This is a genomic window from Arcicella sp. GW822-FHT02H01, assembly GCF_058802005.1.
Genome location: NZ_JBXANT010000001.1, coordinates 4,132,847 through 4,144,491 on the forward strand (window position 1 = coordinate 4,132,847; position 11,645 = coordinate 4,144,491).

Below are 11,645 nucleotides of genomic sequence, written 5' to 3' on the forward strand. Positions count from 1 at the left end.
ATCGTGGAAAATACTACCGTATTCCCATAAATTTTTCTTAATATTTTAAACAACTACTACTAATGAAACAGTTTTTATTTGCCTTTCTACTCGTGCTATGCTCTTTTGGCACATTTGCCCAACGTACATTCGACCACATTCTTCAAACAGAAGGTAACATCCAAGATTTAGTACAAAATGAAATTACTGGTATTATCGTCATCAAAGAAGGTGCTACTTTAAAAGGAATTGATGCAGAAAGTAAAAAAATCGTATGGACTTTAACCAAAGATGATTTTGGTGCAACTTCTGTAAAAGATATTTTGACAGACCCTGAATTTGGTAAATTTTTCAAAGAGAAAAAAGAACTTACTAGTGTTGCTAATAGCCCGTATGTAGAGGCTTTTATTAATTCTAAATACATGGTTGTCAATACTGAAACTGGTAAAATAGTTTACAATTCTTCTAAAGAATCTTTCTTCGTTTTTCAATCTGATTTTATTCCTGAGTCTGACGAATATTTATTGACATTAAAAAATGGAGATAATATGTCGATTGCCTTATTGGATACTAAAGCAGGAACATTGAAATGGAATTCAGTGGTAAGTAAAGCAAAGTCTTTTTTTAGTTTTTCTTTAAAAGAATCTGTTAATACTAACATTGCTAAAATCAACGGAGAAACGATTTATTATTTGCTTTATGGCAAATTGTATTCTTTTAATAAAACAACTGGAAAATTAAACTGGACTGCTGAAGAGGAATATACTAAGTTTTTCCCTACTCAAAACGATAAAAATATCGTCGTAGTAAACAGCAAAGGGTTGATGTCTTCTAAAGAATATTTGAATGTATTGAATACTGAAACTGGAAAGAGTATTTGGGAAGAATCAATCAAAACAAAAAGAATAGTATATTTAGAAGACTGGGGTACAAAATTATTGATTGCACATAATAGTGGGTTTAACTTTTTTGATTTAAAAACAGGTGAAAAAATCTGGAAAAAAGATGCTCGTGGTGATGGTTTAAAGCGTGTTATTCCTATTGATAAAGACTTCCTTTATGTAGCTGAAAACGAAATGATGTTGATAAATAAAGAAGGAGAAAAACTTTGGAAGAGCTTTATTGAAATTGCTGATGAAAAAGAAGACCCTATTTATTACTTAGGCAAAGTTGGCGATAAAGTAATGTATTTAACAGGCACTTATGGTAACATGGTTGACTACAAAAGTGGACGTAAACTATGGAAGAGAAATATTAAATTCAATGAAAAAAGACCAGTTTTACCATATTATGATGACGCCGCCAATGCATACATCGTGTATAATGACGAAAAGCTTTATAAGTTTGACCCATCAATCGCTGATAAACCAGAACCTTTTGCTGAAGTAAATATCAAAAATGAAAAAGAGCTAAATAGTATTGAGTTGTTCCCTTGGGGCGTTGTTTTGTCAGGACCAGTAGAAGTAATGGGCGTAGGATTAGACGGTAAAGTGAAATATCACAAAGTATATAAACAACCAGGTGAAGGCAACAGACAGTTAATTAAAGGAGCTTCTATGGTAGGCAGTATGGCACTTGGTGCTAATTATGCTAAAAATGTGATAGAAGGAGGAGAAATTACGATGCAATACCGTGATGAAAATGGAATAATGCGCAGTGCAGTTGTTAGAGAAGCTGATAAAGGCAAAATGGCACAGGCAAATGCATCAGCAATTGGTGGAGCTGCTTTAAACCAATTAGCATCAAGATATGGTTCTCGTTTTAATGCGATGAAACAAAACAGAGACTTCTCGTATATTTACGCAAAAGAAGAAACTGGCGAAAAAGTATTAGTAAAAGTGAGAAAAATTGATGGTGTAGAAGTGGATAAATTGATTTTCAAAAACGATAGACCAGTTTATGAAATTGACCCAGCTACCCAAAATGTATTCTATATTTTGAATAATACGGTACAGATTTTTGATGCTAAAAAATAAACCAATAAACAGTAGAGTCCATCAAAATAAGTTTGATGGACTCTTTTTTTGTCTTATGAAAAGAACTATACTCTTTATCGTCCTTTTTTTTAGTTTTATTAGCGGATTCTCACAAGACAAAGTGAAGTTTACTAAAAAAAACTTTATTATTCCAAGCATTGTTCCTTCAGAATATAGTTGTTTGGATAATTTACTTACACAATCTACTTTTTATCAATTAGGTAATCGTTTACCTGTTTCCGAGCCAAGTTTGAAGAAAAGCTTTTTCAACATAAAAGGTTATATCAAGGAAGCAGACAATGGGCAACTTAAAATTTTTGTGACAATTCCTGTTCCTGAATATCAAAAAAGTAGAATAGATACTATATTCAATAAAAAAACACTAAAGTTTTCTTATGTTCCTTATTCAAGCTTTAAGGTGATTGCTAAAGTAGAAGTGAAGTGTCAATCTCAAACTATTTATAAAGAGGAATTCAATACGAACGAAATAGTTACATCAGATCCTTTTGCAACATTAGAAGATTTAAAAAAAGGCTTAAATAAAATTGAAGTAAACAACGAATATGGTGATGAAATAGAAAAGGCAATACATATTGCTTTGGAAAAGATTCAAGTAAAACTGAATGAAAAACTAGGCTATTATACCCAAGTAAGTAAGGAGACCTTTGTATTTTTAACTTCTGTAGAACATCCAGAGTACAAGCAAATGCTTGAATTTGAAAAGGAAATAACGGCACAATTAAAAAAAGTTACCTTAGCGTCGGGCATTGATGAACAAGCAATGCAACCCCATTTAGCCTATTTAGAAAGCCTTCTAGTAAAATATCCGCAATCAGATGAAAACACTAAAATAAGATTTATCGTCACTAACAATTTGAGTCAGTTGTATTTCTTACTTGAAAATCGTGAAAAAGCTTTGTTTTACGCTGACTTGTTAATTAAAAATGATATGCGGAAAGTATGGGGACGCGAGCTAGTTGTGAGAACCAATAATAGCTTTTTTGTTGATAAAAAGAAACGTACCCATACGCCTCGTTTTAGTGAATTAAAAAAGCTAGGATTTGAAATGCAGCAAGATGAGATAAATGAAAAAGAAGAAACGAGACTTGCATTTTTTGAAAAAATTGAGAGAGATATTGCCGACTGGGAACAAGAGAAAAATAATCGATTAGCATATTTAGAAAAGACAAAAGCTAAACGAAATAATGTGCTTGATTCGCTGGCGAGTCAAAATAATGCTAAAATTTTAGAAAAAGTAATACTAGGGTTTGGCGGAGGACAAATTATAAAAGGGATTGAAAAAGTACATACACTTTCAAAATTATCTTTTGAAGATAGCAATGTGCCTTTTTATGAAGAGAAATGGGAGAGTGCTTTTACCAATTATCTCTTAAAAAAGAAAAACCCCGATTTGTTTTATAAGGTGGTAAATCAAGCAGAAGGATGGCAGCATGATGACCGAATAAGAGGAGAAAAATGGAAAAAAATAGATACTGATGATTATTGGGAGACTTTCCTTAATCTTGACCCACTTTATTTACTTACTTCATTTCGATTAGACTTATGGGATAATTATGAGCTATCAGACGATGTAACAATAGATGAACGGTTGTGTTATCATCTAACCTATACTGAGAAAACGCTTAATTCAAAAAATCGTTCTGTTCCTAAAACAGAGTATCATTTGTATATTGACAAAGAAACATTTAGGGTGATTTCTTCTGAGAAGACAGCATTTGAAGAGGGCAAAAAGTTATCATTTGAACGAAGGATTTTTCAGGATTATCGAGAATTAATCAGTCTTAATAGTGGAGCAATACCACATCGTATTTTGTATCAGATTGAAGATTATTACGGAGAAACTTTTTACCAAGAACAAATCGAAAAGATTGAAATTAATTCAGGTTTTGCTAATAGAATTTTTGTCAAAGAGGTTTATTCAGGAGGATTTAAATAATAAATTGGGGTGTTAGGAAAACTAACATCCCAATTTTTTTGATTGAAATAAATGTTTTAAAGGCTTTGCCTTAAAAAATCGTTATTTTTGTATATAAAAAGCCGAAAATCATGAGAACAAATATTGAAATAAATGACGAAATCTTACGTGAGATTAGCCAACTTAAACCAGCTTCTTCTAAAAAAGAAATTGTCAATCTTGCTTTGAAAGAGTATTTAATGTATTTGAAACGTGTTGACTTATTAACATTAATTGATAAAGGGATTGATTGGGAAGGCAATTTAGAACAATGGAGAAGTCAATGAAACACGCTATTATTTTTGATACTTCGGTTTGGATTCAATTGATACAACACAAAACAACATCACAAGCATTATTGTTAAGAGAATATATTACTGATAACCAACCTTTATGGTTAACGCCAACAATTTTACAAGAGATTCTGCAAGGCACAAAAAGCCAACAAGAGTTTGAAAGATTGAAAGCTTCTTTGTTGAGTTTTAAATGTTTGGTATTGAATCCCATTGATATAGCGATTGAATCCGCCAACCTTTATCGTTCTCTAAGACAAAAAGGAGTAACCATTCGTAAAGCCAATGATTGCCTCATTGCGGCTTATGCCATTCATTTTAAGGTCGAGATTTGTCATCAAGATTCAGATTTCGACTTAATTGCAGAACATTCTTCTTTGAAAATCACCCAATTTGCATGACCAAATTCCTCATTCTTCGTTTTTCTTCTATTGGTGATATTATTTTAACTACTCCAGTTATTCGCTGTTTGAAAAAACAATATCCTGATGCCGAAGTACATTTTGTGACGAAGAAATCTTATAAAACATTAGTTGAAACTAATATTTACATTGATAAGTATTATTTATTGGATACTAGCCTTAATGATTTGATAAAACAACTCAAAGCAGAACGCTATGATTATGTAATAGATTTGCATAATAATTTAAGGACAAGAATTATCAAATTTAGGCTTGGCGTAAAATCATTCAGTTATGATAAATTAAATTTTCAGAAATGGCTTTTGGTAAAATTTAAGAAAAATGTCATGCCGAATGTCCATATCGTTGATAGAAATTTAAAAACAGTTGAAACTTTAGGGATTAAGAATGATAATGCTGGATTAGACTATTTTATTCCAGCAAAAGACGAATTACCAGTTGAATGGTTACCTGAAAGCTTTAGAGATTCTTATGCTATATATGCCATTGGCGGACAACATGAAACCAAAAAGCTACCATTGCCTAAGATGATAGAATTGTGTGAGAAGATAGATTTACCACTTGTGTTGATTGGGGGAAAAGAGGATGCAGACCAAGCAGAAAAATTGATGCTTGCCTTTGAAAATAAAGTAGAAAAACAAATCTTAAATACCTGTGGTAAATGTACTTTAAACCAATCTGCTTCGTTGATTAAAAGAGCAAGTATTGTATATACGCACGATACAGGAATGATGCACGTAGCGGCTGCATTGAAGAAAAAAGTTGTTTCAATCTGGGGAAATACAGTGCCTGAGTTTGGAATGTATCCGTATCAAACTAATTTTGTAGCACTTGAAGTAAAAGATTTAGCGTGTAGACCATGTTCTAAAATTGGGTATGAGAAATGCCCATTAGGACATTTTAAATGTATGAATGAATTGGAATTTCAGTAATTTTGGATGGCAAACTTTATCCTCTAGTTTTGATAAGGAATAATGGAGTAAAATTAAACGATATAATTAAAAAGAGTAATTCAATGATAATGAAAGTACAATCACTAAATCACCTATTCATTCAATCACTCAATTACCAAAGATAAGTATCAATGACCAAGAAAGTAAACATAGGACTTGTCCAAATGTCTTGTACAGAAAATGTACAAGAGAATATGCAAAAAGCAATTAAAGGCATTCGTGAAGCGGCTCAAAAGGGAGCTAATATCGTTTGTTTGCAAGAGTTATTTACCTCATTATATTTCTGTGATGTTGAAGACCATGCTAATTTTAGTTTGGCAGAACCAATTCCTGGCCCATCAACAGAAACACTTTCAGGAGTTGCCAAAGAATTGGGCGTAGTAATAATTGCCTCCTTGTTTGAGAAACGTGCAGCTGGTTTGTATCATAATACAACAGCGGTATTAGATGCTGATGGGGCTTATTTAGGAAAATATAGAAAAATGCATATTCCTGATGATCCAGGATATTACGAGAAATTTTACTTTACGCCTGGAGATGCTTCTTCGGAAGATTCAGGATATAAAGTTTTTCAAACAAAATTTGCAAAAATTGGTGTATTAATTTGTTGGGATCAGTGGTATCCTGAAGCTTCAAGAATCACGGCTTTAATGGGGGCAGAGGTCTTGTTTTACCCAACAGCGATTGGTTGGGATACAAATGAAACCGATGCTAATACTAATCGAGAGCAATATAATGCTTGGCAAACTATACAGCGTTCACATGCTGTAGCAAATGGCGTTCATGTGGTGTCTGTTAATAGAGTAGGGCGTGAGGCTGACCAACAATTTTGGGGAGGAAGTTTTGTAGCGAACCCTTTCGGGACGTTACTTTACTTAGGTTCACACGAGCAAGAAGAAGTGCATGTTCAAGAAGTAGATTTAGCTAAAACGGAATATTATCGCTCAACTTGGCCTTATTTACGGGATAGAAGAGTAGACAGCTATCATCCAATTACTAAAAGATTTATAGATTAATCTGAATAATACCAAATTATATAGGGTAATAATGATAATTATCATTCTAGCATTTATATATTATTCAGTATCTTTGTAAAATTCTATAGCGAAAATGGAACTATTTTTGTGATGATAAAAAACTTTTGACCGATACTCTTAGTCCACAAACCACAACAATTAAATGGAAAAGCGAAATGAAAGAATTGAAGTAATGAATCACCTTGCCGTTAATATGGACGACATCGTGAACAAGTACCTCATTCCTATAGATACCAACTGGCAACCTTCTGATTTTTTACCAGATGCTAGCAAAGAAACTTTTTTTGATGAAGTAAAAGAAATTCAGCAGGCTGCACGTGAACTACCTTATGATTATTGGGCAGTGCTGATTGGTGATATGATTACTGAAGAAGCTTTACCTACTTACGAATCATCAATTATGGTAGTGCAAGGTGTAGATATGGCTCATGAACCTCAAGGTTGGGCAAGGTGGACACGTGCTTGGACAGCAGAAGAGAACCGTCATGGAGATTTACTGAACAAATATGTATACCTTTCTGGACGTGTAAATATGAAAGCGGTTGAAATTTCAACGCAGTATTTAATTGCTGATGGCTTTGATATTAAAACAGATGATGATCCATATAAGACGTTTGTTTATACTTCTTTTCAAGAGTTAGCAACTAATATTTCGCACCGTCGTACGGCTTCTTTGGCTAAAAAGCATGGTAATAATTCATTGTCAAAAATGTGTGCAATGATTGCTGCCGACGAGATGCGTCACCATAAAGCTTACAAGAGTTTTATCAGTAGTATTTTTGAAATTGATCCATCAGAAATGATGATTGCTTTTGCTGATATGATGAAACAAAAAATTGTAATGCCTGCTCACTTTTTACGTGAAATGAATGGTGAAAAAAGTGGTGTGTATGGTCACTTTTCAGATGCTGCTCAACGTTTGGGTGTTTATACAGGAAAAGACTATATCGAAATTACAGAGATTTTATTGAACGATTGGAATGTATCAACAATGACTGGATTAAATGGTACTGCCGCGAAAGCACAAGACTATTTGATGCGTTTACCAGAACGTCTGACACGTTTAACCGACCGTATCAAAGTTCCTGAATTAGAATATAAATTTAGCTGGATTCAGTAATGTAATTGAGTGATTTAATAAATGAGTGATTTAGTGAGTAATGATTTCATTATCAGTAAATTAGTTATTTCAATAATGTAGTTTTAAATCATTACATAACGCTTCCTTCATATGAATAAAAAATGCCTCAATTTTTGGATTGAGGCATTTTTTATTTATATGGCTTTAAAATCTAAATTTGTCAAATATTTGATAATCAATGTTTTATGGCTAGCGAGGGACTTAAGTCCCTCGCTAGCCATAAGGCTTGAAATTTCAACTGCTTTGATCAATAATTACATCTTTTAAAGATGTGGATAATCATTAAGCTCTGAAACCTTCAATGCAAAAAAAGCTCAAAGCTCATCACTCAAAGCTAAAACCTTACTACAATTTATCTAATAAGTAAATTAAACTCGCCATCGAAGCAGCACCTAATTCTAATTCACGTTGGTTAACAGTTTCAAATGTATCATTTGAAGCATGATGATATTCAAAATAACGCTGAGCATCTGGTTTAAAACCTACTAATACCGTTCCTTGTGGAGCTAATGGACCAATATCAACACCGCCACCACCACGCTCAATTTCATGTAAGCCATAAGGTGCTAACAAAGTACGGTACGACTGAATTTTAGTTAATAATTCCGCTGAAGCACCTTGAACCCCAAAACCACGAGGTGTAAAACCTCCATTATCTGATTCTAAAGCAAAAATGTGTTTTTCATTATTTTGTTTCGCCAACTCTGCATATTTAATTCCTCCACGAGTTCCGTTTTCTTCATTCATGAATAATACGATTCGGATAGTATGCTTTGGCTTAATGTTTAAAGTTTTAAACAAACGTGCTACTTCAATTGATTGTACAATGCCTGTACCATCATCATGAGCACCCTGAGCTAAATCCCAAGAATCTAGGTGTCCGCCTACTACAATAATTTCTTCTGGATGTTCACTACCTTTAATTTCAGCAACCACATTGTGTGAAGGGGCATCTGGAAGGGTTTCACAAGATTGTTTGAAGTAAAACTTTGTCTCAGGGTTTTCCTTTAAGGTATTACTCAATAAAGTAGCGGCTTTTGTACTTAAAGCTGCCGCAGGAATCAACGGAACCCCCGTTCCATACGTCATTGAACCTGTATGTGGATAATCGTTTTCTGTACTACTCAACGAACGAATAATTACACCGATAGCCCCTAATTTTGAGGCTTCGTTAGCACCACTACGACGTTGGTCGCCTGCTTGTCCGTACGCTTCAAAAGTATTAATTTTGGTAGGGTCCATCGGGCGATTAAAGAAAACTATTTTGCCTGCGCATTTTTCTTTTCCTAATGCTCTCAATTCCTGAAAGTTTTTTACTTCAATTACCTCAGCCGTGATTCCTTTTTTAGGCGTAGCGATTGACCCTCCTAAGGCTACTAAAGGCACTGCTGTTTTTTGTTTGCCGTTTAAAATATAACCTTCTTCTTTTGCACCACGTACCCAGTGTGGCACCATTACGTCTTGTAAGAAAACACGGTCGTAACCGCCTGTTTCTAATAATGCTTTTCCCCATTGCACGGCTTTTTTAGCTCCTTCAGACCCACTTAGTCGTGGACCAACATTAGCGGTTAAATCGCGAAGCCATTCGTAAGATTTACCACGAGCTAGGGATTCATCAAAGAATTTACGGATGACAGTGGAATCATTATCTTGGGCAAAAGTGGATAATGATAATGATAAAAGGATGGTAGTGATGAAGGTAGTTTGTTTTTTCATTGAAAATTTTGTGTTAATGTAGGGTATGAGTGTTAATTCATAGACCTGAATGAAGTTCGTTCATTGTAAAATATTGAAGCTTCAATTTAGCACTTTCTGCCAAGATTTGCTCTAAAAAATGTATATTAAAGCCATATTCTTCTGGTTTATGAGTGATTATACGCAAAGGACGATGCCCAAAAAGCATCATGACACTGTTTTCCTGCTGGGCCCTTGCTAATCCCTTTTTTATATCTTCTATCGTCGTATTATTCCCCACGTCAATCAACAAGGCATTTACCTTTGGGCTATCGTCGGATTGATGATATATTTCATCCATGTTTTCAACGGCTCGTTTATAAGTAAAACCTGCTATTTTTCTTTCTTTTATGGCTACATCTCTCAAAAGTTTAAAGTGCTTTAATAGTTCTTTATCGATATACCAAATTTGAGAGCCTCCTGGATGAGCAAAAGTTTTAGGATTAAATCCTTGTCGCTTCATCGTCCTAAGGGCTTGAAAAACTTCTTTTTCCATGTATTCATTCATAGAATGTTCCCAAACATATCTGATAGAGCCTATGTGCATAGCTCCATGACAACCAATTTCATGCCCATCTGCTTGTAATTGACGTAGCATGATAATTTCTTCTTTAGAAAGACTATCGGGTTGTGTAACGTAAAATGTTACTTTTGCGTTGTATTTTTTAAAAAGTGGCCTTAATTGGTACCATTCTTTAATAAATCGGTCATCAAAAGAAAGTGCTATACCAGCAGGCTGTGTAGCTTTTTTTTCTTCTTGACAACTTATTAATAGTAAAAAGAATAGTATATAAATTAGTTTCATTGTTGATTGTAGGATTATAGGAATATTAGACTTTAGGACTTTAAGATGAAGGATTTTAGGGTATGAACTCCAGTCTAAAGTTCCTAAAATCTTTCAGTCCTAAAGTCCTCTAGTCTCCAAATCCAAAAAAACATAAAAATGTTTACCCGACCTCAGATATTTGAACAATTTACAGCATTGGTAGCTGCTGAAAGTACTCGTAAAAATGGCTTTAGCGAGGCTCCTTACAATTCCTTAAACTTAGGACTGTATTCTGGTGATTCGCTCGAAAATGTGCATAAAAATAGAGATAAATTCTATGAAGCTTTGGGTTTTTCTGCTGAAAAGGTAGCTTTTTCTTATCAAGTCCATGAAGATAAAGTATTAACAGTAACGAAGGCAGGTTCTTATGATGGTTTCGATGCCCTAATTACCAACCAAGCCGATGTATATGTAGCTGTTACTATAGCCGACTGTACGCCTATTTTAATATATGATGCTAAACAAAAAGTAGTTGCTGCCATTCATGCAGGTTGGCGAGGAACTGTTTTAGATATTGTAGGTAAAACAATTACACAAATGACCATAGCATTTGACACCAATCCGAAAGATTGTTTTGCCTATGTAGGCACTTGTATTGATGAATGTTCTTTTGAAGTAGGCGAGGAGGTAGCCCAAAATTTTGATAGCCAATTCAAAAGATTTGATCCAGAAAAAGCAAAGTATTTTGTTGATTTGAAGAAAGCTAATCAGGCACAATTGCTAGCAGTGGGAGTACCCGCTAGGCAAATAGCGTTGTCAAAATTCTCTACTGTTTTAGATAATGACAGCTATTTTTCGCACAGAAAAGAAAAAGGAAAGACAGGAAGAATGTTAGCAATAATTGGGATAAAATCGACGGATTATTAAGGGAATGTTAAATTAGTTATACTATTTCAAGAAAACGTATTTCAAAAACAATATTTTTTGCAATTTTTAAAACTATTATTTGTAACTTTGTGTCAATTAAATAATTAACTCGAGTTTAAAGATTATCACTTTTTAAGTGAACCTCCGTTTAGAGTACCAATAATCATTTAACCGTGTCACATTAAAAAACACAAATTTATGAAATCTTACCCTTTATTGGCTGAGATGGTTCTGGATGAATCAAGAAGCCCTAAGACAAATCTAAAAGCATCATCTATCAATTCTTATGATGCAGATAAAGGCTGGTTAGAGCGTTTCTTTGATTTCTTAACGCCATCTAACATTTACGTTGCGAAAAAGTAGCGAATTATACATTATTAAAAAAGGATGCCCATTACGGCATCCTTTTTTAATTTTCAATAGTCAATAGATTTCGAGTTAT

At 33.8% G+C, this 11,645-nt stretch carries 11 protein-coding genes; 9 read left to right on the top strand and 2 right to left on the bottom strand.

The window, feature by feature from the left end; genetic code table 11:
- Positions 1–62 precede the first annotated feature (62 nt).
- The 7 genes from AC1RNE_RS17240 to AC1RNE_RS17270 all read left to right on the top strand — a co-directional run bounded on the left by AC1RNE_RS17240 (position 63) and on the right by AC1RNE_RS17270 (position 7,755).
- Positions 63–1,955 carry an outer membrane protein assembly factor BamB family protein gene (locus tag AC1RNE_RS17240; RefSeq protein WP_492802559.1) on the top strand — a complete coding sequence of 631 codons (1,893 nt, stop codon included), beginning with the start codon at positions 63–65 and terminating at the stop codon, positions 1,953–1,955.
- Between the two features lie 55 nt (positions 1,956–2,010).
- The gene (locus AC1RNE_RS17245; protein ID WP_492802561.1) at positions 2,011–3,912 is read left to right on the top strand and encodes a hypothetical protein; all 1,902 of its coding nucleotides are present in this window, start codon (positions 2,011–2,013) and stop codon (positions 3,910–3,912) included.
- 110 nt (positions 3,913–4,022) lie between these two features.
- On the top strand, positions 4,023–4,217 hold the full coding sequence (locus AC1RNE_RS17250; protein ID WP_492802563.1) for a type II toxin-antitoxin system VapB family antitoxin: 195 nt from the start codon (positions 4,023–4,025) through the stop codon (positions 4,215–4,217).
- Positions 4,214–4,624, top strand: a complete 411-nt coding sequence (vapC, locus tag AC1RNE_RS17255; RefSeq protein ID WP_492802565.1) for a type II toxin-antitoxin system VapC family toxin — start codon at positions 4,214–4,216, stop codon at positions 4,622–4,624. The genes AC1RNE_RS17250 and vapC overlap by 4 nt, the downstream gene beginning before the upstream one ends.
- Positions 4,621–5,577, top strand: a complete 957-nt coding sequence (locus AC1RNE_RS17260) for a glycosyltransferase family 9 protein (protein ID WP_492802567.1) — start codon at positions 4,621–4,623, stop codon at positions 5,575–5,577. The genes vapC and AC1RNE_RS17260 overlap by 4 nt, the downstream gene beginning before the upstream one ends.
- Before the next feature lie 152 nt (positions 5,578–5,729).
- The gene (locus AC1RNE_RS17265) at positions 5,730–6,614 is read left to right on the top strand and encodes a carbon-nitrogen hydrolase (protein ID WP_492802568.1); all 885 of its coding nucleotides are present in this window, start codon (positions 5,730–5,732) and stop codon (positions 6,612–6,614) included.
- Between the two features lie 163 nt (positions 6,615–6,777).
- A complete protein-coding gene (locus tag AC1RNE_RS17270) occupies positions 6,778–7,755 on the top strand; it encodes an acyl-ACP desaturase (protein ID WP_492802569.1) in 978 nt (325 codons plus the stop codon).
- A 366-nt stretch (positions 7,756–8,121) separates the two neighbouring features.
- Here AC1RNE_RS17270 and AC1RNE_RS17275 read toward each other — a convergent pair whose 3' ends face one another.
- Both AC1RNE_RS17275 and AC1RNE_RS17280 read right to left on the bottom strand, forming a co-directional pair.
- The gene (locus tag AC1RNE_RS17275; protein ID WP_492802570.1) at positions 8,122–9,492 is read right to left on the bottom strand and encodes a M20/M25/M40 family metallo-hydrolase; all 1,371 of its coding nucleotides are present in this window, start codon (positions 9,490–9,492) and stop codon (positions 8,122–8,124) included.
- A gap of 37 nt (positions 9,493–9,529) precedes the next feature.
- The gene (locus AC1RNE_RS17280) at positions 9,530–10,315 is read right to left on the bottom strand and encodes a polysaccharide deacetylase family protein (RefSeq protein ID WP_492802572.1); all 786 of its coding nucleotides are present in this window, start codon (positions 10,313–10,315) and stop codon (positions 9,530–9,532) included.
- 138 nt (positions 10,316–10,453) lie between these two features.
- Between AC1RNE_RS17280 and pgeF the strand changes: the two genes are divergently transcribed.
- Both pgeF and AC1RNE_RS17290 read left to right on the top strand, forming a co-directional pair.
- Positions 10,454–11,203 carry a peptidoglycan editing factor PgeF gene (pgeF, locus tag AC1RNE_RS17285; RefSeq protein ID WP_492802574.1) on the top strand — a complete coding sequence of 250 codons (750 nt, stop codon included), beginning with the start codon at positions 10,454–10,456 and terminating at the stop codon, positions 11,201–11,203.
- A gap of 198 nt (positions 11,204–11,401) precedes the next feature.
- On the top strand, positions 11,402–11,566 hold the full coding sequence (locus tag AC1RNE_RS17290; RefSeq protein ID WP_492802575.1) for a hypothetical protein: 165 nt from the start codon (positions 11,402–11,404) through the stop codon (positions 11,564–11,566).
- Positions 11,567–11,645 lie beyond the last annotated feature (79 nt).

Coding starts and splice junctions, on each gene's coding strand:
- AC1RNE_RS17240 (WP_492802559.1), top strand. CDS start 63: ATGAAACAGTTTTTATTTGCCTTTCTACTCGTGCTATGCTCTTTTGGC.
- AC1RNE_RS17245 (WP_492802561.1), top strand. CDS start 2,011: ATGAAAAGAACTATACTCTTTATCGTCCTTTTTTTTAGTTTTATTAGC.
- AC1RNE_RS17250 (WP_492802563.1), top strand. CDS start 4,023: ATGAGAACAAATATTGAAATAAATGACGAAATCTTACGTGAGATTAGC.
- vapC (WP_492802565.1), top strand. CDS start 4,214: ATGAAACACGCTATTATTTTTGATACTTCGGTTTGGATTCAATTGATA.
- AC1RNE_RS17260 (WP_492802567.1), top strand. CDS start 4,621: ATGACCAAATTCCTCATTCTTCGTTTTTCTTCTATTGGTGATATTATT.
- AC1RNE_RS17265 (WP_492802568.1), top strand. CDS start 5,730: ATGACCAAGAAAGTAAACATAGGACTTGTCCAAATGTCTTGTACAGAA.
- AC1RNE_RS17270 (WP_492802569.1), top strand. CDS start 6,778: ATGGAAAAGCGAAATGAAAGAATTGAAGTAATGAATCACCTTGCCGTT.
- AC1RNE_RS17275 (WP_492802570.1), bottom strand. CDS start 9,492: ATGAAAAAACAAACTACCTTCATCACTACCATCCTTTTATCATTATCA.
- AC1RNE_RS17280 (WP_492802572.1), bottom strand. CDS start 10,315: ATGAAACTAATTTATATACTATTCTTTTTACTATTAATAAGTTGTCAA.
- pgeF (WP_492802574.1), top strand. CDS start 10,454: ATGTTTACCCGACCTCAGATATTTGAACAATTTACAGCATTGGTAGCT.
- AC1RNE_RS17290 (WP_492802575.1), top strand. CDS start 11,402: ATGAAATCTTACCCTTTATTGGCTGAGATGGTTCTGGATGAATCAAGA.